The sequence below is a fragment of the Pseudomonas sp. PGPPP1 genome, assembly GCF_002255865.1.
In the GTDB taxonomy this organism is placed as follows: Bacteria; Pseudomonadota; Gammaproteobacteria; order Pseudomonadales; family Pseudomonadaceae; genus Aquipseudomonas; species Aquipseudomonas cremoris.
The window spans coordinates 72,846-97,576 of the sequence record NZ_NKIG01000011.1 but is presented as its reverse complement, the minus strand read 5'-3'; the positions used below and the strand labels follow the sequence as shown (position 1 = coordinate 97,576).

The following is a 24,731-nucleotide window of genomic DNA, read 5'->3' as shown; positions in this document are numbered from 1 at the left end:
GCCGTGGTCACGAGGACAGCCCCGCTTCTCAGCGGCAACACCAATGCCCCCTGCATCATGATCGGCGAACGTTGCGCCGACTTCATTCTGCAGGGGGTAACGGTCTGAACCGCGCCTTGCCCTTTAGATCGACAAACACACCTTGCCGGCTGCCTGGTGACGGAACGCGTCGGCAATTTCTTCGAGGGCAAACGTGCTGTCGATTACCGGCTTGATGCCGTTTGTCTGCGGCTGCCGACGATAAGCCCTAGCAGCGTCTGCTGGCGCCGCATCAATTCAGCCGTCGGCACTTGCCCGGCGATGCCGGTCAATACACCGATCAAGGCGATATGGCCACCGATGCGACAGGCACGAATAGATTGGCCAAGCGTATCCGGACCGCCCACTTCAATGATGTTATCGACACCGCGACCGTTGGTGATTTCGAGCACTTTCGCGGCCCGGTCGGTATCGCGCTTGTAGTTGATCAGGTGATTGGCACCGGCGTATCCAACATCCGCATACAACGCCCGCTCTCAAGCATGCTGATATCGGTACTCCTGGGTAACCCCTTCATAACCATAGGCACTGGCTCGGCAGTCGATGATGTGCACATTGGAGTGCGGATGCAGGTTGCCTATCAACTCGGCTAATAGCACGTAGGCCTCACGATGGAAGCGCGCTTTTTGCGCTTTGGTGTTGGTCTCATCGGTGACGGTCACTTCCAGGCGGAATGCATTACGTCCATGTTCGACCAGCGAGCGGTTATGAATGAACCACTGCTCATGAGGTACAAAGTCGAGAATCAGCAAGGTCTGTTCCGGACGCTTTTCAAGCACCTCGCACGTCAGCGCGGTGAGCTGCGGGACGAGTTGGCGGACAAGCTCGGGATTGTGTTCGCCGGAGATTTTCAGGGTGATACCTGGCATGGGGAATTCCTCGTATGGATAGGGTGAGGTGCCAGAGTAAGAAAAGTATTAGATGCTGAAAAGCGGGAAGATATAATGGTATCTATCGGAAAAAACGCAGGATAGATATGCGCCCTTTTGATCTCGAGCAACTGCGCTCCTTCGTCACGATCCTGCAGTGCGGCAGCCTTTCAGCGGCCGCGCCTAAGCTGCTCCGCTCGCAGTCAGCGCTCAGTGAACAACTTCGCAAGCTGGAAACATTTACCGGCGTAACACTGCTGGAGCGCGGGAAAAAAGGCGTGAGTCCTACACCCGCCGGAGAGCGGTTGTTGGCACATGCACTTGAATTGCTCGCGCTGAGTGATTGTGTGCTGGAGGACATGCGCGGTGTGACCCTGACCGGGGAACTGCGCCTGGCCATCACCGACTATTTTTTACCGAGCGCCATCGCGGGTATGTTGAAGGGGTTGCGCACGCGCTACCCGCAGCTTCGGTTGCATGTTTCGGTGCGCAAAAGCCTGCAAATCGAAAATGGCTCCAACAGCGGCGAATTCGATATCGGCCTGTCGATGCGCATCCTTGACGGGCGCAGCCTTCCCGAAGGGATCCCTGTGCGACGAGAGGCCCTGCGGTGGGTAGCACTCAGTGGGTTTGACGCGCAGCGCGAGCACTTGGCGCCGCTGCCGTTGGTGGTGCTTCCCCAGGATTGCAGTTTGCAGCGATTCACCATCGATCTGCTGGATGCGCGTGGGGTACCGTATGTCATTGCACATTCAGCGTCGGGTGTCGGGGGCCTGCAATCGGCGCTGATGGCAGGTCTGGGAGTGGCATGCCTGAACAGCTCAGCGGTGCCTGCTGGAGCCGAAGTCTACCGGTCGACTCAATCGCTTCCGGCGCTGCCCGATGTTGAGTTCAGCCTGTTACCGCCGCGCCCTGGTGAGGCGCCGCTGGTCAGCGCGGTTCGAGAGATGTTGGTCACGCACTTCTCTTAGGGACTCTGCCCCCGGCGGGGGCCCTGAGACTAGGTGCTTGCCTGAGCGGGTGGCATGCCGCTGTTTTCCAGTGGTTCACAGCGACATGGCGAACAGAGCAAATGCAGGTGACAGCGCCCATGCCTGTCACGCTGTCCGCTTTGATCACCCCAGCCAAATCCAAGGCAAAAAAAAGCCTGCATCTCTGCAGGCTTTTCTCTATCTGGCTCCACGACCTGGACTCGAACCAGGGACCCAATGATTAACAGTCATTTGCTACCTGTTTGAATCGCCCCGGGTTTCGTAGACACCTCCATGCCTTAAAATGAGGCCAATCAGGAGGTGCCATGAGCAACCCGCGTTATCCCGAAGAATTCAAAATCCAAGCAGTCAATCAAGTGACCGAAAAGAAGCTGCCTGTCGCTGAGGTAGCGGCCCGTCTCGGCGTGTCGACGCATAGCCTCTATGCCTGGATAAAGCGCTACAGCAAACCTCAAGAAGAACGGCAGCAGGATGATGATCAGCACGCTGAGCTACGTCGTCTGCGAGCGGAACTCAAGCGCGTCACTGAAGAGCGAGACATATTAAAAAAGGCCGCCGCGTACGTTGCCAAGGAGTGCGGCTGAAGTACGCCTTTATCAAGCAGCGCGCGGGCGACTATTCGATTCGACGGCTTTGCCTGACGCTAAAAGTCCATCCCAGCGGTTATTACGCCTGGCTGTCTGAGCCGCAATCTGTAAGCGCCAAAGACGACCAGCGACTGCTGGGTTTGATCAAGCATTCCTGGCTGGAGAGCGGCGGCGTTTATGGCTATCGCAAAATCCACGACGATCTGCGCGAGGTCGGTGAGGATTGTGGTCGTCATCGTGTGGCGAGGCTGATGCGTCTTGAAGGTCTGCGTTCTCAGACAGGTTATCGACGCCGCCCTGGAAAGTACGGCGGTAAGCCAGCGGTCGTCTCACCCAATTTGCTGAAGCGCCAGTTCGATGTTGTGGAACCCAACAAGGTTTGGGTAACCGACATCACGTACATTCGTACGTATGAAGGCTGGTTGTATTTGGCGGTGGTACTGGATCTGTTTTCTCGGCAGGTCGTTGGCTGGTCAATGAAGTCGCAGATGACCAGTGATTTGGCTATTGATGCGTTGTTGATGGCGGTTTGGAGACGTAAACCGAAGCAAGAGGTGATGGTTCATTCCGACCAAGGCAGCCAGTACAGCAGCTCCGATTGGCGCAGCTTTTTGAAGGCAAACAATTTGGTTGCCAGCATGAGTCGCCGAGGCAACTGTCATGACAACGCCGTGGCCGAGAGCTTTTTCCAGCTTCTGAAACGGGAACGGATCAAGCGAAAAATCTACACCACGCGGGAAGATGCTCGAAGTGATGTGTTTGATTACATCGAGATGTTCTACAACGCAAAACGTCGTCATGGTTTCAACAATCAGCTGTCCCCGGTAGAGTTTGAAAAGCGTTACGTAAGGAGCTTGCAAGGTGTCTAGAGAATCCGGGGCGATTCACCTCTACAAGCTCGAAGCCGGCTTTTCAAATATCAGTCTAGAGATGCTCGTCCAGTTGGCTGAAACGCTGAAGGTGGAACCGTCCACGCTCATGGTTCTGCTGCAGTCTGCTTACCGAGAGGCGTCTACGGACTCCATTCTGGAAAGGATCAAGTCTGATTTGAACGAGTTTGGTCGTCTGGGCGGGCCTGCAGAATTGGGTAGACAGCTTGAACTGGGAGGACAGCAAGCTAAGAACGCTGCTAGGGACGACCGGACTGCAGCCATACAGGAATGTAAAGCCAGAGGCCTCACGCAGCGCGAAACTGCTACCGAGCTCTCCCTCTCAAAATCTACGGTCGCTAGGGCTTGGTGACGAGAAGCCATGGCGTACTGCTGCCCTGGAGAACATTTGCACTCCCCCGCCCCCTCTTGCGTCTGAGATACGACTAGGCGCTTCCTTGCTCAGGCTTGAAAACCTCAATGAGCCTCTGATGTAGCCATCAGGGTAGCTCTGAAGCCCATGCGGTCGATTAGCCGTACGCCTGCCGAGCTGGCCATGGCCACCTCCTTCGCTGATTTCGGGTATTAGAAGTTCGTTACAACTATAGCCTCTCCAGGCTATGTGCCATTGATATACGCCTGCTGACGGAACAGGGTTGGGTCTTTCAGTTGCATGGAAGAATCCTGTGCTGACGAATGAAGAACCGGCGGGCAACTGCCCGCCATGATTCAGATGGCCGCGCTGCGCTCACGCAGTTCCATGTTCAGGATGCGGTCGTTTTCGGAGTAGTCGACCGGACAATCAATCACATGCACACCCGGAGTCTTGATGCAGTGCTCCAGCAGCGGCAACAGGCCTTCGGCGCTTTCCACGCGGTGCCCGTTGGCGCCGTAGGCTTCGGCGTATTTGACGAAGTCCGGGTTGCCGTAATCCAGGCCGAAGTCCGTGAAGCCCATGTTCGCCTGCTTCCAGCGGATCATGCCGTAACCGTCATCACGCAGGATCACCACGGTGATGTGCATGCCCAGACGCACAGCAGTTTCCAGCTCCTGGCTGTTCATCATGAATCCGCCATCACCGCATACCGAAATTACCGGACGATCCGGGTGCACCAGATGCGCAGCCATGGCCGATGGCAGGCCGGCGCCCATGGTCGCCAAAGCGTTGTCCAGCAACACGGTGTTGGGCTTGTGCGCCTTGTAGTTACGGGCGAACCAGATTTTGTAGATGCCGTTGTCCAGGGCAACGATGCCTTCGGACGGCAGCACGCGACGGATTTCGGCGACCAGACGCTGCGGGTAGACCGGAAAGCGGTTGTCGTCGGCGCCTTCGGCGATCTGGGTTTCGTTGGCTTCGCGGATTTCCAGCAGGCGGGTGAAGTCCCAGTGGCTGGTGTCGGTCAGGGCTTCACCGATCTGCCACACAGCGTTCGCGATGTCACCGATCACTTCGATCTGTGGGAAGTACACGGCATCGACTTCGGCGGAACGGAAGTTGATGTGCACGACCTCGGTACCGCCACGCACCATGAAGAACGGCGGCTTCTCGATCACGTCGTGGCCGATGTTGATGATCAGGTCGGCGGCTTCAACGGCGCGGTGAACGAAGTCACCGGACGACAGCGCGGCGTTGCCGAGGAAGCGCGGGTGACGCTCGTCGACCACACCTTTGCCCAGCTGGGTGGTGATGAACGGGATGCCGGTGTTGTCGATCAGTTGCTGCAGCACTTTAGCGGTCATCTTGCGGTTGGCACCGGCACCGATCACCAAAATCGGGCTGCGGGCTTTCTGCAGTTTCTCGACAGCGGCTTCGACCGACTTGTGCTCGGCCAGCGGACGACGGTGCAGGCTCGGCGGAATCGGCATGCTGTCGGTCTGCTCGGCGGCGATGTCTTCCGGTAGCTCCAGGTGCACGGCGCCCGGCTTCTCTTCTTCGGCGAGGCGGAAGGCTTCACGCATGCGCGCCGGGATGTTGTCTGCCGAGGCGAACTGGTGGGTGTACTTGGTGATGGGCGCCATCATGTCGCACACATCGATGATCTGGAAACGACCCTGCTTGGATTTCTTGATCGGCTTCTGGCCGGTAATCATCAGCATCGGCATGCCGCCCAGGTAGGCGTAGGCGCCGGCGGTCACCAGGTTGGTAGCACCTGGGCCGAGGGTGGAAAGGCTCACACCGGTCTTGCCGGTGAGACGGCCATAGGTGGCAGCCATGAAGCCAGCGGATTGTTCGTGGCGAGTCAGCACCAGCTTGATCTGGGATTTGCGCAGCGATTCAAGCAGATCGAGATTTTCTTCGCCGGGAATACCGAACACGTATTTCACGCCTTCGTTTTCCAGACATTGCACGACGATATCTGCGGCCTTTGCCATTTCTACTTACCTTGGTGATTGAGACGGTGGCGTCTCTTTTGCTAATCGAAACAACACAACATGCTGATCAGGAGACCGGTCACAGGGCTCGATCCGATGATTCTCGGTGTTAGACCACAAAGGGCTGAGCAACCCGCGCATCACGCTCACCACTGTCATCCAGGGCCTTGGCTACGAATCCGCTATGCAGACAGCGATTGATAAAGTTCTGAACGTACTGAGCAGCCACAGCTCTTCCTTTCGGAACAGCCATCGCCTGACGAATCTCCGTGAAGTTGTCACTCAACACCCTGACGCCTGCCGTCGTCTTCGCGAATCTAGCCAGGGGCTGGCGTACGCCGGCAGCGGCATCGAGGCCAAGCTCCAAGAACGTATCGACAGCCCCAGCCGAAGTGGTCGCCCGAACCAACTCTGCATTTTTCAAAGTCCGGGACAAGAACAGGTCGTACGCCGCTCCTTTTCCCACCGCGATCCTGCAGCCCCCAGTATCCAAGGCAGAGGCGCGCTGAAACTTGCTCTCGGTTTTGACCAGGTAGGTTCCATCGATGCAGACGTAGGGGCTGGAAAAGGAAATTTTCTCGGCTCTGACCGGCTCAATGGCAAGAAACGCAAGATCCCAAGCCTCGTTCTCTAACGCCGCGAAGACCTTGCCGGCTGCGTCATAAGCGGTGAGAGCGAAGGAAATTTCGAGTTCATCCGCGAGCGCATTCGCCAACGCGACCGATACGCCCGAGAAAGCTCCGGTCTTCTCATCGAGCTTCGCCAAGACGGGGTTACCAAGATTGATCGCAACCCGCAGGTCTCCATGCGGAGCGATGTCCTTTCGTACAGCAGCAAGATCAAATTCCACGGCTACTCGCTCCTCTCAGTTTCTGATTTATCACCGGCAGCTTCATTCCAACTGACCATGAACTTCCCAATGGTAAGAACCAACGCCACGCCAACGGCGCCGGCTGCGTAATGCGCCCATGCAGGTACGGCTGGAAGACTGATGTCGGTGATCGCCATGCTGCCGGCGATCCAACCCAGCAACGCGGCCCCAAGCGTGATGACAATCGGATACCGATCCATGAAATGCAGCACCAGCTTGCTGCCCCAAATGATGATCGGAATGCTGATGACAATGCCGAAGATCACGAGCTCCAGTTGGCCGTTGGATGCGCCCGCCACAGCAACGACGTTATCCAGGCTCATCACCGCGTCGGCGACGATGATCGTTTTGATTGCCCCTAGAAGCTTGGGGCTAGCAGCCAAGTTGTCGTGTGCGTCTTCGCCCTCCGGGACGATCAGCTTGATCCCGATCCAGAGAAGGAGCACGGCGCCGATCAGCTTGAGGTACGGCAATTCCAGCAGTTGCAGAGCGAAGAAAATCATGGCGATCCGGAGAAGGATCGCCCCCAACGCACCACCAATAATGGCGCGATTGCGCTGAGCTTCTGGGAGCTTGCGGCAAGCCAGCGCGATGACCACCGCGTTGTCGCCACCCAGCAAAATATCGATGGCGATGATTTGCATCACCGCCAGCCAGAACCCTGGCGAGTTTATGAGTTCGATCAAGATGAGCTCTCCAGGCCAGGGGGCCGGTCAATCAGATGGTTTTGAAGATCATGCACACAGGGCTGCCGGTCTTGATGACCTGGCCGTTTACTGCAAGCGCTCCGGAAGCCTGGTCAACGTCGAAGCCGACAATGGTGTCTGTCTCTTCGTTGGCGACAAACAGACGCTTGCCATCCGGAGTCAGGTTCATGAAGCGAGGCTTACGCCCTTGGGACGAAGTGTGAGCCTTGGCAGCGAATGCCCCACTGTCCTCCAGCGCGAAAGTCGTCACGCTGTCGTGGCCCCGGTTCGATACGTAGAGGTATTTTCCAGACGGCGCCATCACAATGGCCGCTGCACGGCTATTGCCTGTGAAGTTCGACGGCAGAGTGGAGACGACCTCCTGAGGCTTGAGCGAACCTTGCTCAGGATCGTAGGCGTAGCCGGTGACGCTGCTGTCGAGTTCGTTCACGACATAAGCGTTCTTCCCTGCCGGTGTAAACACCACGTGGCGCGGGCCCGAGCCTTCTCGTGCTTTGACCATGCTGACCTGGGTAGCACCATACTTCGCGTTGTTCTGCTGCACGCGGTATACGAAGACACCATCCAGTCCTTTGTCGGGGATGACGAGGAATCGTCCGGACGGGTCAAACGGAATCATGTGTGGATGAGAGCTGCTTTGCTCCACTTTATGCGGCCCAGGTTCGCCAGGCAGAGATTCAAGATGAGCGAGCTCGCCGAGGCTACCATCATCCTGAATCGGGAAGATCGCAAAGCCGCCAGTGGCGTAGTTCGCAACAGCCAGGAACTTACCGGTCGGATCAATGCTGAGATGAACGGGGTTCTTGCCTTGGGTACCAACCGTATTGAGCTTGGTCAGCTCACCGGTCTTCGCATCGATGGCGAACGAGCTCACCTCGCTGAGATCACCATGCACGCAGTAAAGATGGGTCTGCGAGTGATCAAAGGTCAAAAACGATGGATTCACCAGTTCATTGACCGTCTGAACAAGTGTGCACGCGCCAGTTTCATGCGCATAACGGTATACGGTAATGCCTACGCCACGGGCATTGCGCTCTTTGGTTGTGCGTGATCCAACGTAAGCAAACCGAGGGGTCTGCGACAGTTTGTTATTGGTCATTTTGCTTTCATCACTGGTAGCAGCAGCGTGTGCCGGGAGGGTGAAGCCACCAGCCAATACACCGCCTGCCGCGAGCGCAGAAAGCTGGACGAATTGACGGCGGAGCATCGAGTGACGCGGGAATTCGGATGAACTCATGGTTTGGTTCTCTGTTGTTTTTATTATTGAACAGGGAGTGTGCTCATGCTGGACGTAAGCCAGCATGAGCACGGGCCGGATCAGAGGACTTCAGGAATCCGTACCCAGCCTTCCATCAGTCGGCGAGCACTGCGGCTCATCACAGCCTTGTCCACACTCCAGGCACCATCTTCCAGCACAGTTTTCGCGCCTACTGCAACGCTGCCAGCGGTATGCCCCATGCGAACTTGGCGATCCCCGATGTCACCAACGATACGATTCACCAGCGTGCCATCGAGCGCTGCCGCAACGGCAACCGCGACTGCACCAGTACCCGTAATCGCATGATGCAGCTTGCCCATCGACAAGATCCGGGCAATCACGTCGATATCTCCTGGCTCAACGAGCTTGCCGCCTGCAGCTTGATAGGCCTGAGGCTTGGCCACAAAGCACAGCTTCGGCGTGTGCGGACGCAGACGAGTTGCCTCCTCGGCGGTAGCGGCCAGCCCCATGGCAACGGTGCAGTGAGCACGGATGGTTTCGCAGCGTGCCAGCAGCTCAGCATCGCCATTGACCTGATCCTGAGTTTCGGTGCCCTTCAGGCCCACTCGGTCAGCTTCAATGAAGATGGTAGGGTTACCAGCGTTCAACAACGTGACAGGCATATTGCCAACGCCTGGAATGTCCAGTTCGTCGATGGCGTTACCCGTCGGCAGGATGCTGCCCCCTGAGCCACCTGGCTTGAGAAACTCCAGCACGACTTCAGCAGCGGGGAACGCCACACCGTCGAGTACGAAGTCACCTTCTTCCTGAGCCTCACCGTTGCGCATAGGAACATGCGCAATGATGCGTTTCTGGATATTGGCCTGCCAGATACGGACGACGGCGATGCCATCGCGAGGCGCATCTACCAGACCTTCAGAGATGGCGTAGGGGCCGACAGCCGAGCTCAGATTGCCGCAGTTGCCCGACCAGTCGATGACCGGCGTCTCGATGGCCGGAGCCCCGAACAGGTAATCAACGTCACAATCTTCGCGACTGGATTTACCGATGATCACCACCTTGCTGGTACTGGAGGTCGCACCACCCATCCCGTCGATCTGCTTGCCGTACACATCCGGGCTACCGATCACGCGGAGCAGGATGGCGTCTCGCTCTTGGCCCGCAGGCGGCAGATCCTTGTCGAGAAAGAACACACCCTTGCTGGAGCCGCCACGCATGTAAACGGCTGGAATACGTCTTTGAGTCATTTGATATCTCCTGCGACAAATCAGCGGCGCATCAGTTGGCGGATGCGTTTTTCATGCTTTCGATCAGCAACTGCGGCAACAGACCACCGCTGCGGAAGTAACGAACGTCCTCGAAGGTATCCAGACGGCTCACGACAGTGACGCGCTCGGTTTCGCCGTTTTCGCGCTCGATCACCAGAGTGACGTTGGCACCTGGCTGGAAGTCATCGGTGATGCCTTCCACGCTGAAGGTTTCGCGGCCATTCAGACCCAGGCTTTGACGCGAGACGCCTTGCTCGAATTGCAGCGGGAGAATGCCGAGACCTGCCAGGTTGGTGCGGTGGATACGCTCGAAGCTCTCAGCCACTACCACGCGCACACCCAACAGGCGTGGGCCTTTAGCGGCCCAGTCGCGGGAGGAACCGCTGCCATACTCTTTGCCGGCGACGACGATCAGGGGCTGCTTGCGATCTGCGTAGATCTCGGCAGCCTGGAAGATCGTGGTGACCTCTTTCTCAGGCAGCAACAGCGTCCATGGGCCTTCACGACCGTCTTCGAGCAGCTCGTTCTTGAGGCGCGGGCTGGCGAAGGTGGCACGCTGCGCAGCCTCGTGGTTACCGCGACGTGTGCCGTAGGAGTTGAAGTCCGGCACCGCGATACCGTGCGATTGCAGGTACTGGCCAGCATCGCTTTCCGGCAGGATCGCACCCGATGGAGAAATGTGGTCGGTGGTGATGTTGTCCGACAGCATGGCAAGGACGCGCATGTTGCTCAGGTCTTTGCTCGTATCGGTGGCCGTCACCGCATCGCTCCAGTACGGAGGTTTGCGGATGTAGGTGCTGGTCGCTTGCCATGCGTACTGGTCGCTGACACCGGCGCGCAGGTCGCTGGCAATCAGGCCGGCTTCGCGAGGGACGTCTTCATACGCCTTGTCGAACAGATCGGCGGTGAGGTTTTCAGCCTCGATAGAGGTCAGTTCCTCGTCGCTTGGCCACAGTTCGTGCAGGTACACAGGCACGCCGTTGTCATCCACGCCCAGCGCGTCTTTTTCCGGGTCGATCAGGTAGGTACCGGCGATGGCGTAAGCAACGATCAGCGGCGGCGACATGATGAAGACTTCGCGAGCCAGTGGGTGAACACGGCCTTCGAAGTTACGGTTACCGGAGGTCGCAGCCACGGTTTCCAGCTTGCGAGTGCGGATCTCCTCTTCGATCTCAGGGCTCAGCAGTGGGCCCGACATACCGTTGCAGGTGGTGCAGCCGTAGCCAACCAGGTTGAAGCCCAGTGCATCCAGATCATTGTTAAGACCCGAACGCTCCAGGTAATCAGCAACCACCATCGAACCCGGCGCAAAAGAAGTTTTGACCCATGGAGCGCGCTTCAGGCCACGTTTGCGGGCGTTGCGTGCCACCAGGCCAGCGGCGATCACGCCACGTGGATTGGAGGTGTTGGTGCAACTGGTGATCGCGGCCAATACGACCGAACCATTGTCCAGGTCAGTTGGCAGATTGGTTGCCGGTGCCTTCTGACCCAGCACGATACGCTGGTGAGGCTGTTTCGGGCCGGCGATGGAACGCGCCACGGTGCCGAGATCCAGGGTGACAACGCGGTTGTATTCAACCTCGCCAAGGCTGTCATGCCAGAGGCCTTGAGCACGGGCATAGGCTTCAGTCAGCCCCGAGATCTGACCGTCACGACCGGTCATACGCAGGTAGTGCAGCGTACGGTCGTCAATCGCGAACATCGCTGCTGTTGCGCCGAACTCAGGTGCCATGTTGGACAGAGTGCCACGGTCAGCGAGAGACAGTTGAGGAACGCCTGGGCCGAAGAACTCCAGGAACGCGCCAATCACGCCCGCTTTACGCAGAAGCTCGGTCAGAGCCAAGGCGATGTCCGTAGCCAGGTAGCCCTGAGGCAGGGTGCCTTCCAGACGCACACCGACAATTTCAGGCAGACGAAGCATCAGGGATTTACCCAGCATCGCTGCTTCAGCCTCGATACCACCCACACCCCAACCCAGTACACCAATGGCATTGATCATGGTGGTGTGGCTGTCAGTGCCGACCAGGGTATCCGGGAATGCCCACAGCTCACCGTCACGGCGCTGAGTACCGACAACAGTGGTCAGGCGCTCCAAGTTGATCTGATGAAGGATGCCTTTGCCCGAAGGAATGATCGACAGGTTGCTGAATGCCTTGTTGCACCAGTCCAGGAACTGGAAGCGCTCGGCGTTGCGCTCACGCTCAATGGCTTCGTTATCGGCGAGCGCGCTGGCATCGCCCCAACGCTCTACGTTGAGGGAGTGATCCACTACTAGGTGGGTTGGAGTGACAGGGTTTACCAGACGTGGGTTGCCGCCTTGAGCTGCGACGGCGTCACGCAGACCCGCGAGGTCGACCAGAGCCGGCGTACCGAGCAGATCCTGCAAAACGACGCGAGCTGGACGGAAAGGAATATCGAATTCTTTGGAGCGGGCGCAGATGACTTTGAGCGCGGCTTCAGGGTCAGCCTCTCCACGCAAAACGTTCTCGGCGAGGATCCGCAAGCTGTAAGGCAGCTTGGCGTAATCACCGCCCAGGTCAGTCACAACCCCTCGGACATCGCTGACACGGTATTCGATTCCGTTTGCGGAAACGATTTGACCCTTTGACTTAGGCATTGACTAATCCTCACAGGCAGCACGGGTAATGTTTTTGTGAGGCGCATATTGCACTTTGTGACGATATAGGTCAATGTTGATTCATCCGATTTAATCAGCCACTGAGATCGGACGTACCCAACCGATGAGTTCTACTGTTCCCAGTCGCTAAGGCGACATGGCTCCAGTCAGGTACGGTAGAAAAATAAACATAAGAAAATTGAGGCCCACCATGATCCAGCTCTCGCGCTCCAACTCCGTTCGTCCTCCCATTCGCATCGAGCCTGTCTCGACCTGAATCACGCCGGTCACCTTGTCGCCATGCGGCTGACAAGAGCCCTACAAATTCAAGAAAAATGGGAGTTCGACCGTGCTGACAATCCTCGGCTTTTCGATGGTCATCTGTTTCATGTACCTGATCATGACCAAGCGCCTCTCGGCGTTGATCGCTCTGATCCTGATCCCCATCCTGTTCGCCCTGATTGGGGGGCACTACGCTGGCTTGGGCGGGATGATGCTCGACGGCGTTAAAACGCTGGCCCCGACTGGCGTCATGCTGACCTTCTCGATCCTGTACTTCGGAATCATGATTGACGCAGGCCTGTTCGACGGTCTGGTGCGCTTCATCTTGAAGCTGGTGAAAGGCGACCCTCTGAAGGTCTTGGTTGGTACTGCCGTACTGACGATGCTGGTGTCCTTGGATGGCGACAGCTCCACCACTTACATGATCGCGTGTGCTGCCTTTCTGCCGCTGTATCAGCGTCTGGGCATGAGCGTTCTGGGCATGACGTGCCTGGTCAACATCGCCAGCGGGATCATGAACATCTCGCCATGGGGTGGGCCTACAGCCCGTGCAGCTGCGGCGCTCCATGTTGATGCGATGGACATTTTCCTCCCCATGATTCCAGGAATGCTCCTTGGCGCCGCGTGCCTAGTGTTCACCGCTGTTGTCTTGGGGCGCAAAGAGCGTGCACGCCTGGGCATCATCCATCTGGACGATTTCCACAACGGCTCCATGGCTCTGGGTAACGGTTCTGCCGAAGAGTGTGATGGGAATCGCCGTCCGAAAATGTTCTGGCCGAATCTCATTCTGACCCTGACCCTGATCACCTGCCTGATTCTGGGGCTGATGCCGATTCAGATCCTGTTCATGGTCGGCTTTGCTGTCGCGATCATGCTCAATTACCCAAAAATCGAAGATCAAAAAGCGCGGATTGCGGCTCATGCAGCCAACGTACTCGCGGTTACAGCCGTTATCTTCGCAGCCGGTATCTTCACCGGGATCCTGTCAGGTACAGGCATGGTGGACTCCATGGCCAAGAGCCTGCTGCACGTGATTCCGCCAAGCTTTGGGCCGTTCCTGGCAGTATTTACCGCCATCGTCAGTCTGCCGTTCACCTTCTTTATGTCGAACGACGCTTTCTATTTCGGGATCCTCCCAGTCATTGCTCAGACAGCCGCGCAGTACGGCATTACTCCGCTGGAGATTGCACGTGCGTCAGTGGTAGGCCAACCCGTGCACCTGCTGAGCCCACTCGTGCCGTCGCTTTACCTGCTGGTTGCCTTGGCTAAAGTTGACTTGGGCGACCACCAGCGTTTCGCGTTGAAATGGGCCATTCTCGCGAGTTTCGGACTGTTGGTAGGCGGACTTCTGTTTGGTGCATTCCCGTTCTATCAGGTTCGCTAAGCAGGTTTCTGCGCGCCCATAGCTTCTCGGCGGAGATCAGAAATAGTCTCTGCCGCTGCAGAAAATGACGCGCTAGAATGGCAGCCCTCTGGTTCAGCTATTTCTGGTTCCCGATCCAATGCCTCTAAGCCCTTTGCAAGCACGCATTGCGCGTGACATCGTTTCTCACGTACGTCGTGAGCGCTTCGCTATTGGTCATCACTTGGTCGAGTCCCAACTGGCCACGACACTCAATGTGTCACGCACGCCAGTCAAATTCGCCATGGGTCACTTGGTTGAGAAAGGCATGCTGACCTATGACCGCAACAGAGGCTTCTTCCTGGCCCGAGCAAGTGATGATTTGGGTGATCTGGTGTCCGAGGTCATGGACGATACCGACGATCCTCTGTATCTGAAATTCGCCGAGTTGCGCCTCAGTCGACAGCTCCCAGAGCTGTTCACTGAAATCGAGTTCATGCGCCAGTTCGACGTTTCCAGGGCAGCGCTGCGGGCCGTGCTGTCCCGAATCCAGCAAGAAGGCTGGGTGGAACAGCGTGCTGGTCAGGGATGGCGTCTGCTGCCGATGATCGACTCTGTGGAGGCCTATGAGGAAAGCTATTCCTTCCGGGCGACCATCGAACCCTCCGGGATTCTGTCACCGACCTTTCAGATTGACCGCGAAACCTTGGCGGCCTGCCGTCGCCAGCAGGAGTTCATTGCCAACGGCGGTTATCTGACCATGACGCCTCAGGAGCTTTTCGAAGCCAACTCTCAATTCCATGAGACTTTGGCTGCCTGTTCCGGAAACCGCTTCCTGCAGCAGACCGTCCGCCGTCTTGACCAACTGCGACGCCTTGTGGAGTACCGCCAAGCCAGCTCACGTACCCCTCGTAAAGGACAAGCCGAAGAGCACCTCGCGATTCTTGATTGCCTGGAGCGAGGCGACCGACTGGCCGCTGCAGATCAGATGCGACGCCACTTGGAACAGGCAAGGCGCCACAAAGTCGACCCCGCTCTCTTCGAATAATCCCTACCGTTCCGCCTTCTAGAACCTTCACGCGACCTGTCCAGGTCGCGTGCGCTCACTCCTGCCCGCCGATATGCAACCGACGCCTCAAGTTAGTCGTCGGCTTCATCTGACTTTCATAAAACACAGATTGACTTATATCGTTATAAAGTTCATTTTGACCTCTACAAAACAAACGAGCTCCGCATGCGTGTCCGCCTGAACACAACCACATGCCCGAAGCTCGGTAACGCGCACACCACAATCAAAATAATGGTGAACACATGTCATACCGTAGAGGCTGGATAGCCGTCTTCCTATTCTCCTTGGCCATGATTAACTACATGGATCGAATCGCGCTTTCGATTGCCGCCAAACCCATCGCAGAAGAGTTTCACCTCACATCAGTGGGGATGGGCTACCTGTTCTCATCCTTCATCTGGAGCTACGCGCTGTTCCTGATTCCAGTCGGCCTGCTGATCGACAAATACGGCGTCAAACGCGTCGGTGGCCTGGGTATTTTCATCTGGTCTCTGGCTACAGCTCTGACCGGAGCCGCCTCCAGCTTCGCCAGCCTGCTGACTGCACGCCTGGTCATGGGCGCTGGTGAATCCGTCAGCAACCCAGTGGGGGCAAAGGTCATCCGTGAATGGATTCCAAGCACCGAACGCGGCACCATCACCGCCATCTTCAATAGTGGCTCCTATGCAGGCCCAGCCATTTGCTCAGTCGTGCTGGCTGCACTGGTGGCAGCATTCGGGTGGCGCATGTCGTTCGTGATTGCAGGTGCCATTGGCTTTGTCTGGCTAGTGGCCTGGTACTTCTGCTACGACAAACCTGAGCAGGTGAAATGGCTGGCGAAAGAAGAACGCGAACACATCGTCGCCACTCGTACTACCAGCTCGGCAGGTAACGGTTCTACCACGGCTTATGGGCTCAAAACGCTGCTGAAGACTCCAACTCTGTGGGGCCTGGCCATCGCTCAAGGCTGCAATGTCTACACCCAGTATCTGTTCCTGACTTGGCTGCCAAGCTACCTGCAGGAAGTACGGCACCTGACCATTGCCAAGAGCGGCCTGTTCACGGCCATCCCTTATGCAGCCGCCGTGGTGCTGTGTATTATGATCGGCAAGCTGAGCGACCAGTATCTGAAGAATGGCAGTGGTGCCGCCTCTGGCAAACGCCGTAACGTCATCGCTCTGACCATGCTGATCGCAAGCTGCATTCTGCTGATCCCGTTCGCCGACGACATCGCCCTCCTGGTGCTGATTTTCTCTCTTACCTTGGCAGGCATTGCTTCGACGACATCGCTGAACTTCTCATTGCTCAACGACATGCTCCCAAGCTCGGGCGATGTGGGCAGGGCGATGGCATTCGTCGTGGTGGGTGGGAACATCTTCGGCATGTTGGCTCCCGTCGTGACTGGCTATGTCATCAACGAAACGGGCAGCTACAACTGGGCGTTCGCCATTGCAGGCGGACTGCTGGTAACCGGCGCAGTTGTGATCCTGAGCATGACCAGGAAGCCGATGATTCCGGCTGAGCAATTGGCATCAGAGCCATTGGTGGCGCGACCCGCGTAACCCTTCCCTCTACGCCCTTCACTCCAAAACCTAGCGTCCCCTCGGGCCGCTAGGTGCCCCTCCACATGATCACGCTTGGCTCTGCACGTTCTTGATACACCCGACCGCAGGAGGCGCCCCTCAAAAACTGACGTCACGCTGGATCAAGGCCCTCTAGTCTGATACCAAGACTGCGTGAAGAACCTCAGATACGTCGATCTAAACCGATACCAGCCTACGTATGCAGGCAGCTCTACATCAAAAGAAAGGCTAACGCCGTCGCTTCGCATCCGATTGCGGGGGTTCGCGGTTCCGTGTCTTTACGAAGGCCCTCGGATACATGATGAATCGCCCCGGATCCTCTAGACACCTTGCAAGCTCCTTACGTAACGCTTTTCAAACTCTACCGGCGACAGCTGATTGTTGAAACCATGACGACGTTTTGCGTTGTAGAACATCTCGATGTAATCGAACACATCACTACGTGCATCTTCCCGTGTGGTGTAGATTTTCCGCTTGATCCGTTCCCGTTTCAGAAGCTGAAAAAGGCTCTCGGCCACGGCGTTATCATGACAGTTGCCACGACGACTCATGCTGGCGACTAAGTTGTTCGCCTTCAAAAAGCTGCGCCAATCGGAGCTGCTGTACTGGCTGCCTTGGTCGGAATGAACCATCACCTCTTGCTTCGGATTACGCCTCCAAACCGCCATCAATAACGCATCAATGGCCAAATCACTGGTCATTTGCGACTTCATTGACCAGCCAACGACCTGACGAGAAAACAGATCCAGCACCACAGCCAAATACAGCCAGCCTTCATACGTACGAATGTAAGTGATGTCGGTGACCCAGACCTTGTTGGGTTCCACGACATCGAACTGGCGCTTCAGCAAATTGGGTGAGGCGACCGCTGGCTTACCGCCGTACTTTCCAGGGCGGCGTCGATACCCTGTCTGAGAGCGCAGACCTTCAAGACGCATCAGCCTCGCTACACGATGCCGACCACAATCTTCACCGATCTCGCGCAGATCGTCATGGATTTTGCGATAACCATAAACGCCGCCGCTCTCCAGCCATGAATGCTTGATCAAACCCAGCAGTCGCTGGTCGTCTTTGGCGCGTAGAGATTGTGGCTCAGACAGCCAGGCGTAATAACCGCTGGGATGGACTTTCAGCGTCAGGCAAAGCCGCCGAATCGAATAGTCGCCCGCGCGCTGCTTGATAAAGGCGTACTTCAGCCGCACTCCTTGGCAACGTACGCGGCGGCCTTTTTTAATATGTCTCGCTCTTCAGTGACGCGCTTGAGTTCCGCTCGCAGACGCCGCAGTTCAGCGTGCTGATCATCGTCCTGCTGCCGTTCTTCTTGAGGTTTGCTGTAGCGCTTTATCCAGGCATAGAGGCTATGCGTCGACACGCCGAGACGGGCCGCTACATCAGCGACAGGCAGCTTCTTTTCGGTCACTTGATTGACTGCTTGGATTTTGAATTCTTCGGGATAACGCGGGTTGCTCATGGCACCTCCTGATTGGCCTCAGTTTAAGGCAAAGAGGTGTCTACGAAACCCGGGGCGATTCAATTTGAGAACCCAGCAAGGCCATCTCCAAAACGATGGAGCGAGCACCCTGGGTGTCGATCAGAATCAGATCAAAGTCCTGCGCGAAGGCTGGCATCAAATTCTTGAGACGCAGGCGACCGTCAGCAGCGTGCAGTAACAAATTGCTCAGCAAATTGAACGGATCATTCGATTTGATCAGCGACAGATTGGGGATACAGGTCTGAGAAATGATCTGATCAGGTCGAGTCTCATTGCCCGTGATCAACTGATAGGTACCGCCAGGTGCCTCGTGCGACAGGTTGTAAAACGAGGACAGCGAAGGCTGATTATCCAGATCGATAAGCAGGGTTCGAACACCTGCATCGGCGCAAAACGCGCCCAGATTGGCGCCAACCGTGGTTTTACCCGGCCCGCCTTTGGTTGAAACGACTGCAGCGACTTTCATGGGGCTTACCTCTGAATCGTAGGATTTAGAGACGGCTTCATGCTTGTCACGCTGTGCGCTTTGCTTGCTAGGTCAAATCCCAAGCAAAAAAAAGCCTGCATCTCTGCAGGCTTTTCTCTATCTGGCTCCACGACCTGGACTCGAACCAGGGACCCAATGATTAACAGTCATTTGCTCTACCAACTGAGCTATCGCGGAATGCGCCGTATGTTACTGATTAAAAAGGGGAAGTCAAGCTTTCTCTGGCGATTCGGTCGATTGAATCGGATGGCCGGTTGAAAGCTGTTGTTCCTTGGCCAACTCCAGCCAGGCCAGCGCAGCCGGTGGCAGGTGGGCGCTGGCGCGCCAGGCCAGGGCGATGTGCCAGTCGGTGTGGGGTTCGTCGAGGGGGATCAGGGCGATGCCGTTGTGTTGATGCTTGTGCGCCAGCATGCGGGGCAGGAAGGCCACGCCCAGGCCGGCGGCCACCAGGTCGACGATAAAGTCGATCTGCCCGCTGCGGGCGGTCACCCGTGGCGTGACGCCTTTGCGTTCGCACGCGGCGAGGATTTTGGCGTTGAGGGCAAAGCCCGCTTCGAACAGGATGAACGGCGAGTCCGCAAGGTCGGTGAAGTCGATGCGCTCACGCTGGGCCAGGGGGTGGTCCATGGGCAGCACGGCGATCAGCGGTTCGTTGCGCACGGGCTGGAAGTCGAACGCTTCGTCTGTCGGCAACAACAGGGCCGCCAGGTCGATCTCCCCTGCTTCCAGGCATTCGCGCAGTTTTTTGCTGCCGTATTCGGTGAGTTCGATATCGATGTGCGGGTAGCGGCTGCGGTAAGTGGCGAACATGGTCGCAAACAACACGCCGCAGCCTACCGGCGGCAGGCCGATGCGCAGCTGGCCGCGCTTGAGGCCGCGCAGGTCGTTGATTTCGGCCACCAGGTCGTTGCGTTCGGCGAGCATCACCAGGCCACGGCGGTAGGCGATTTCGCCAGCGGCGGTGAGTTCGTTGCGGTGGCCCAGGCGGTTGAGCAACGGCATGCCCAACTCGTCTTCCAAGGTCTTCACTGCCTTGCTCACGGTGGATTGGGTCAGGGACACCACTTCGGCGGCCTGGGAGAAACCACCTTGGCGCACCACTTCGACAAAGGCCTGCACGGTTCTCAGGTTCATCGGTATTCCTTTCGCGACTGGCTACTAGTGATAAAAGTTGTTTTTATCATGACAGATGTTTGCCTATCCTTAACCTACCTTGCCCTATGGAGCCACTGTTCATGATCATCTCGTCTGCCTCCGACTACCGCGCAGCCGCCAAGCGCAAGCTGCCGCGCTTCCTGTTCGACTACATCGACGGCGGTGCCTACGCCGAGCACACGATGCGTGCGAACAGTTCGGACCTGGCCGAGATCAGCCTGCGCCAGCGCATCCTGCGCAATGTCGACAACCTGAGCCTCAAGACCACGCTGTTCGGCCAGGAGCTGGACATGCCGGTGATCCTCAGCCCGGTGGGCCTGACCGGCATGTATGCGCGACGGGGTGAAGTGCAGGCGGCAAAGGCAGCGGCGAACAAGGGCATCCCGTTCTGCCTGTCGACGGTGTCGGTGTGCCCGATTGAAGAAGTCGCGTCGCAAAGTGCGCAGGCGATCTGGTTCCAGCTCTACGTGCTCAAGGACCGTGGTTTCATGCGCAATGCGCTGGAGCGCGCCCAGGCCGCCGGCGTTACGACGCTGGTGTTTACCGTGGACATGCCGACGCCCGGCGCACGCTACCGTGACGCGCACTCGGGCATGTCCGGGCCGTTCGCGGCACAGCGGCGCATGCTGCAAGCCGTCACCAAGCCGCAATGGGCCTTCGATGTGGGCCTGATGGGCCGCCCCCACGACCTGGGCAATATCTCCAAGTACCTGGGCAAACCGACTCACCTGGAAGACTACATCGGTTGGCTGGCAAACAATTTCGACGCGTCGATCAGTTGGAAAGACTTGGAGTGGATCCGTGACTTCTGGAAAGGCCCGATGATCATCAAGGGCATCCTCGACCCTCAGGATGCCAAGGACGCCGTGAGTTTCGGGGCCGACGGCATTGTGGTATCCAACCACGGCGGTCGTCAGCTGGACGGCGTGTTGTCCACCGCCAAGGCCTTGCCGGCGATTGCCGAAGCCGTGGGCGATGACCTCACGGTGCTGGTGGACTCCGGCATCCGCTCCGGGCTCGACGTGGTGCGCATGCTCGCCCTGGGTGCCAAGGCCTGCCTGTTGGGACGCGCTACCGCCTACGCGCTGGCCGCCGATGGCCAGCACGGTGTGGAAAACCTGCTGGACATCTTTGCCAAGGAAATGCGCGTGGCCATGACCCTCACGGGCGTGACCTCCATCGCGCAAATCGACCGCTCTACCCTGGTCTAAGCCTTCTGCTCGACGATACCGCGCTCTTTGAGATGGGCCAGTTGCTCCGCTGACAGGCCCAACCCTTGCCCGAGGATATCGTCGGTGTGTTGCCCCAGCATCGGCGCCGGGCGCACGTACTCCACGGGTGTGCCGGACATCTTGATCGGGCTGCCGACCATGGCGAAATCCGGGTTCTGTGGATGTGGGATGTTCACCATCAGGTTGCGCGCAATCACCTGGGGTTCTTCCAACGATTGGGCGATGGAGTTGATCGCCCCCACCGGCACTTTCGACGCATGAATACATGCCACCCACTCATCCGCACTGCGGCCGAGAAAATGCGCCGAGAGCAACGCAACGATCTCTTCGCGGTGGGCCACACGATCGGCATTCCGCCGGAAGCGTGGATCATCCGGCAAATGCGGCAGCCCGATACTCTGGCACAGGGCAACAAACTGGCTGTCGTTGCCGCAGGCGATGATGAAGTCCCGGTCGGCAGCGCGGAACACCTGGTACGGCACGATATTGGCGTGGGCATTGCCATAGCGCTGCGGCACCTTGCCCGAGGCCAAGTAGTTCATGCTCTGGTTGGCCAAGGTCGCGACCTGCACATCCAGCAGCGCCATATCGATGTATTGACCCACGCCAGTGCGTTCACGGCTGAGCAAAGCGGCCTGGATCGCCACCGTGGAATACAGGCCAGTCATCAGGTCGGAAAACGCCACGCCGACTTTTTGCGGGCCACCGCCCGGCAAGTCATCGCGCTCGCCAGTGATGCTCATCAAGCCGCCAATGCCTTGGATGATGAAGTCGTAACCCGGCTCTTCGGCACGCGGGCCGGTCTGGCCGAACCCGGTGATGGAGCAATACACCAGGCGCGGGTTGATCTCGGCCAGGGTCGCGTAGTCCAGCCCGTAACGAGCCAGTGAACCGGCCTTGTAGTTCTCGATCAACACATCGGAACTCGCCGCCAGTGCGCGCACCAACGCCTGCCCTTCGGGAGTGGCCATGTCGATGGCCACGGATAATTTGCCGCGATTGGTGGACTGGTAATACGAGGCCTCGCCGGACGACTCGCCACTGTCGGTCTTCATCCAGGGCGGCCCCCAGCCACGGGTGTCGTCACCGCTGGTTGGACGTTCGATCTTGATCACTTCCGCACCCAGGTCGGCCAACACTTGCCCACACCAGGGGCCGGCTAGCACACGGCTTAAATCCAATACCCGCAAACCTGTCAAAGCACCCATTGTTCTTATCCTGTGAGGTGGTGAAATCAGCCGACTGCCGGCTCTTCATGGCGCAGGGAAACCCCCAGCATCGCCCGCCGCCGCAACCAAGGGCTGGGCCGGTAGCGCGGGTCATGGGTCAGTTCGCTCATGCGCTGCAAAATCGTAAGGATGCGCCGCGGCCCCAGGGCATCGCCCCAGGCCAGCGGGCCGTGTGGGTAGCCCAGGCCCAAGTGCACCGCTTGGTCGATATCGTCAACGCTGGCGATGCGTTGCTGGGCGATATCGCAGGCCAGGTTGACCACCATCGCCAAGGTGCGCTGGGCTACAAAGCCGACGCTGTCGCCGATCACCGTTACCCCCACCCCGTCCGCTGCCAGCAAGGCATGGGCGGCATCGCGCATGGCGGGTGATGTGAGAGGGTTTTGCATCAGCGTGCGATGGCGCGACAGGTCGGTCAGCAGGTCGACGCACAGCGTGCGCGCCGGGTCGGTGTCGAAACGTACGCAGGCGCTGGTGGCATCACGGCCGTATGGCGCCAGCAGGCACAACGCCTCGGACGAAGGTTGCGCCGTGCTTTCCAGATGGGCACCGAGGTCTATCACCAGGCGACTTAGGCGCTCGTAGTCTTCACTGTTTTCGGTGGCGATCCAGACCGGTGGCCTGGCGTGAACCGAAGGCACTGGCTGCGGCTGCGGGCCATTGATGACTTGGCCATTCTCATATTGATAGAAACCGTGGCCGGTCTTGCGCCCGAAGCGCCCACCCACCAGCATCTGCCGAGTCAGGGGCGAAGGCTTGTAGCGCGGTTCCTGGTAGAACTGGTTGTAGATCGACTCCATCACCGGGTGCGAAACGTCCAGGCCGGTGAGGTCCAACAGCTCCAGCGGCCCCATGCGGAAACCGGCGCCTTCACGCAGGATACGATCGATATCGCCACGTTCGGCGATGCCTTCATCGAGCATCTTCAGGGCTTCGGTGCCGTAGGCACGCCCAGCGTGGTTAACGATGAACCCCGGCGTATCCTTGGCGCGCACGCCGCGATGGCCGGTGCGCGCGACGAACGCCAGCAGTGCATTGCCGACTGCTGGCGCGGTGGCCAGGCCGTCGATCACCTCCACTACGCGCATCAGCGGTACAGGGTTGAAAAAGTGCAGCCCGGCTACCCGCTCAGGACGCTGGCAACCGCTGGCGATGGCCGTGACGGAAAGCGAAGACGTGTTGGTGGCGAGGATGCAGGTCGGGCTGACGATGGCCTCAAGTTGTTGCAACAGGCCGCGCTTGGCGTCGAGGTTTTCGATGATGGCTTCGACCACCAGGTCGCAATCCTTCAGCGCATCGATGACGTGCGCGACCTGCAGGTTGGCCAACGCAGCGTCCATGGTTGCCTGGCTGATCTTGCCCTTGCTCACCAGCTTGGCGAACGTGACGGCAAGGCCCTCACGCGCAGTGTGTGCGGCCCCGTCGCGGGCATCGAACAGGCGCACCACCACACCTGCCTGTGCCGCGATTTGCGCGATACCGGCGCCCATGACACCGGTGCCCACCAGGCCCAAGGTATTAATGGGATCGGTCATGCTTATTCCCCCCGGTATTCAGGCGTGCGTTTCTCGAAGAAAGCGGCAGCGCCCTCCTTCTGGTCCTTGGAATCAAACAGCAATTGGAACGCCTTGCGCTCCAGCACCAGCGCGCTTTCCAGCGGCAGGTCGGCGCCGGCCAGCATCACTTCCTTGATCTGCTCCACGGCCAACGGTGGCAACGCGGCGATCTGCGCGGCCAGTTCCAGGGCGCGCGGCAGTGTCCGGTCATCGCTGACGACTTCGCTGAGCATGCCCATGGCCAGCGCCTCCGGTGCCGTGACCATGCAACCGGTCAGCGCAATGCGCATCGCCTGGAATTTGCCCACCGCACGAATCAAGCGTTGCGTACCGCCCGCGCCCGGCATCAAGCCCAGCTTCACTTCCGGCTGGGCAAACCGTGCCGACTCGCCGGCCACAATCAGGTCGCAATGCATCGCCAACTCGCAGCCACCGCCCAAGGCAAATCCATTGACCGCCGCAATCACCGGCTTGGGGCAACGGCTGATGGCCTCCCACAGGTATTCGGTGTGGCGCCGGTACATATCGATTGCACCGGCATGGGCGAACTCCTTGATATCCGCTCCGGCCACGAAGCACTGCTCGCCACCGGTGAGCACGATAGCGCGCACATCCCGGCGCTTGGCCAATGCACGGAAGTGTTCGGCCAGTGCCTCACGCACCTGGGCGTTGAGGGCGTTTTTCACCTCAGGACGGTGGATACGTACTACCGCCACACCATTTTCCTGAACGTCGATGGTCACCACGGATGGGTCTGCGCTGGTCACATGCTCTCCTACTGCAATGTTCTTGTTAGTTGGACTGCTACTTGTTTCGCTATGCGAAATAACATTCCGTATTTAGCCATGATCATAAGTACGGACCTGACAGGTGTAAACGTAAAAACCCAACTCCTTATGAAAACAGCCATTAAC

The 24,731-nt window shown here is 58.2% G+C and carries 19 protein-coding genes, 2 tRNA genes and 2 pseudogenes; 7 read left to right on the top strand and 16 right to left on the bottom strand.

Annotated features, from left to right (window positions below):
* Window positions 1-123 precede the first annotated feature (123 nt).
* Window positions 124-482: pseudogene (locus tag CFE47_RS14495) on the bottom strand (zinc-binding dehydrogenase); the annotation flags it as partial.
* Window positions 483-515: 33 nt separating this feature from the next.
* Window positions 516-908, bottom strand: a complete 393-nt coding sequence (locus tag CFE47_RS14490; RefSeq protein ID WP_286837980.1) for a tautomerase family protein — start codon at window positions 906-908, stop codon at window positions 516-518.
* A 107-nt stretch (window positions 909-1,015) separates the two neighbouring features.
* Between CFE47_RS14490 and CFE47_RS14485 the strand changes: the two genes are divergently transcribed.
* On the top strand, window positions 1,016-1,879 hold the full coding sequence (locus CFE47_RS14485; protein ID WP_286837978.1) for a LysR family transcriptional regulator: 864 nt from the start codon (window positions 1,016-1,018) through the stop codon (window positions 1,877-1,879).
* 203 nt (window positions 1,880-2,082) lie between these two features.
* Here the strand turns inward: CFE47_RS14485 and CFE47_RS14480 are convergent.
* Window positions 2,083-2,166 (bottom strand) — tRNA-Asn (locus tag CFE47_RS14480).
* Between the two features lie 39 nt (window positions 2,167-2,205).
* Here CFE47_RS14480 and CFE47_RS14475 point away from each other — a divergent pair.
* Window positions 2,206-3,356 (top strand): IS3 family transposase gene (locus CFE47_RS14475; protein ID WP_286837976.1). Its coding sequence is split into 2 segments (ribosomal slippage): window positions 2,206-2,449 and window positions 2,449-3,356, totalling 1,152 coding nucleotides; the frame shifts between segments, so codons are not numbered across the junction.
* Window positions 3,349-3,729, top strand: a complete 381-nt coding sequence (locus tag CFE47_RS14470; RefSeq protein WP_286837974.1) for an XRE family transcriptional regulator — start codon at window positions 3,349-3,351, stop codon at window positions 3,727-3,729. Before CFE47_RS14475 ends, CFE47_RS14470 begins: the two co-directional genes overlap by 8 nt.
* Window positions 3,730-4,085: 356 nt before the next feature.
* Here CFE47_RS14470 and CFE47_RS14465 read toward each other — a convergent pair whose 3' ends face one another.
* The 6 genes from CFE47_RS14465 to acnA form a co-directional block, all read right to left on the bottom strand.
* Window positions 4,086-5,729 (bottom strand): acetolactate synthase large subunit, encoded by a 1,644-nt coding sequence (locus CFE47_RS14465; protein WP_286837972.1) that lies wholly within the window; start codon window positions 5,727-5,729, stop codon window positions 4,086-4,088.
* 109 nt (window positions 5,730-5,838) lie between these two features.
* Window positions 5,839-6,579, bottom strand: a complete 741-nt coding sequence (locus CFE47_RS14460) for a transporter substrate-binding domain-containing protein (RefSeq protein ID WP_286837970.1) — start codon at window positions 6,577-6,579, stop codon at window positions 5,839-5,841.
* A 2-nt stretch (window positions 6,580-6,581) separates the two neighbouring features.
* Window positions 6,582-7,286 carry a TerC family protein gene (locus tag CFE47_RS14455; protein WP_286837968.1) on the bottom strand — a complete coding sequence of 235 codons (705 nt, stop codon included), beginning with the start codon at window positions 7,284-7,286 and terminating at the stop codon, window positions 6,582-6,584.
* A 31-nt stretch (window positions 7,287-7,317) separates the two neighbouring features.
* A complete protein-coding gene (locus CFE47_RS14450; protein WP_286837966.1) occupies window positions 7,318-8,544 on the bottom strand; it encodes a lactonase family protein in 1,227 nt (408 codons plus the stop codon).
* Between the two features lie 80 nt (window positions 8,545-8,624).
* Window positions 8,625-9,773, bottom strand: a complete 1,149-nt coding sequence (prpF, locus tag CFE47_RS14445) for a 2-methylaconitate cis-trans isomerase PrpF (protein WP_286837964.1) — start codon at window positions 9,771-9,773, stop codon at window positions 8,625-8,627.
* Between the two features lie 31 nt (window positions 9,774-9,804).
* Window positions 9,805-12,411: an aconitate hydratase AcnA gene (gene acnA / locus CFE47_RS14440; protein ID WP_286837962.1), complete on the bottom strand. Its 2,607-nt coding sequence runs from the start codon at window positions 12,409-12,411 to the stop codon at window positions 9,805-9,807.
* Between the two features lie 349 nt (window positions 12,412-12,760).
* Between acnA and CFE47_RS14435 the strand changes: the two genes are divergently transcribed.
* From CFE47_RS14435 to CFE47_RS14425, 3 genes are all read left to right on the top strand, one after another.
* A complete protein-coding gene (locus tag CFE47_RS14435; protein ID WP_286837960.1) occupies window positions 12,761-14,077 on the top strand; it encodes a CitMHS family transporter in 1,317 nt (438 codons plus the stop codon).
* A 118-nt stretch (window positions 14,078-14,195) separates the two neighbouring features.
* Window positions 14,196-15,083 (top strand): GntR family transcriptional regulator, encoded by an 888-nt coding sequence (locus CFE47_RS14430; protein ID WP_286837958.1) that lies wholly within the window; start codon window positions 14,196-14,198, stop codon window positions 15,081-15,083.
* 263 nt (window positions 15,084-15,346) lie between these two features.
* On the top strand, window positions 15,347-16,645 hold the full coding sequence (locus tag CFE47_RS14425) for an MFS transporter (protein WP_286837956.1): 1,299 nt from the start codon (window positions 15,347-15,349) through the stop codon (window positions 16,643-16,645).
* A gap of 341 nt (window positions 16,646-16,986) precedes the next feature.
* On the opposite strand, the gene CFE47_RS14420 is transcribed toward CFE47_RS14425, so the two are convergent.
* The 4 genes and pseudogenes from CFE47_RS14420 to CFE47_RS14405 form a co-directional block, all read right to left on the bottom strand.
* A protein-coding gene (locus CFE47_RS14420) for an IS3 family transposase (protein ID WP_286837955.1) occupies window positions 16,987-18,137 on the bottom strand; the annotation gives its coding sequence in 2 pieces (ribosomal slippage) (window positions 16,987-17,900 and window positions 17,900-18,137; 1,152 coding nt in all).
* A gap of 61 nt (window positions 18,138-18,198) precedes the next feature.
* Window positions 18,199-18,624 (bottom strand): annotated as a pseudogene (locus CFE47_RS14415) (ParA family protein); the annotation flags it as partial.
* 122 nt (window positions 18,625-18,746) lie between these two features.
* A tRNA-Asn gene (locus CFE47_RS14410) sits at window positions 18,747-18,822 on the bottom strand.
* A gap of 33 nt (window positions 18,823-18,855) precedes the next feature.
* Window positions 18,856-19,779, bottom strand: coding sequence for a LysR family transcriptional regulator (locus CFE47_RS14405; RefSeq protein ID WP_286837953.1), 924 nt, complete (start codon window positions 19,777-19,779; stop codon window positions 18,856-18,858).
* A gap of 101 nt (window positions 19,780-19,880) precedes the next feature.
* On the opposite strand from CFE47_RS14405, the gene lldD reads away from it, so the two are divergent.
* On the top strand, window positions 19,881-21,011 hold the full coding sequence (lldD, locus tag CFE47_RS14400; RefSeq protein WP_286837952.1) for an FMN-dependent L-lactate dehydrogenase LldD: 1,131 nt from the start codon (window positions 19,881-19,883) through the stop codon (window positions 21,009-21,011).
* Here lldD and CFE47_RS14395 read toward each other — a convergent pair.
* The 3 genes from CFE47_RS14395 to CFE47_RS14385 are packed head-to-tail and all read right to left on the bottom strand — an operon-like array spanning window position 21,008 to window position 24,584.
* Complete coding sequence (locus CFE47_RS14395; RefSeq protein ID WP_286837951.1) at window positions 21,008-22,240, bottom strand: CaiB/BaiF CoA transferase family protein; 1,233 nt, start codon at window positions 22,238-22,240, stop codon at window positions 21,008-21,010. The genes lldD and CFE47_RS14395 overlap by 4 nt on opposite strands.
* A 26-nt stretch (window positions 22,241-22,266) precedes the next feature.
* Complete coding sequence (locus CFE47_RS14390; protein WP_286837949.1) at window positions 22,267-23,796, bottom strand: 3-hydroxyacyl-CoA dehydrogenase; 1,530 nt, start codon at window positions 23,794-23,796, stop codon at window positions 22,267-22,269.
* A gap of 2 nt (window positions 23,797-23,798) precedes the next feature.
* A complete protein-coding gene (locus CFE47_RS14385) occupies window positions 23,799-24,584 on the bottom strand; it encodes an enoyl-CoA hydratase (protein ID WP_286837947.1) in 786 nt (261 codons plus the stop codon).
* Window positions 24,585-24,731: the final 147 nt, after the last annotated feature.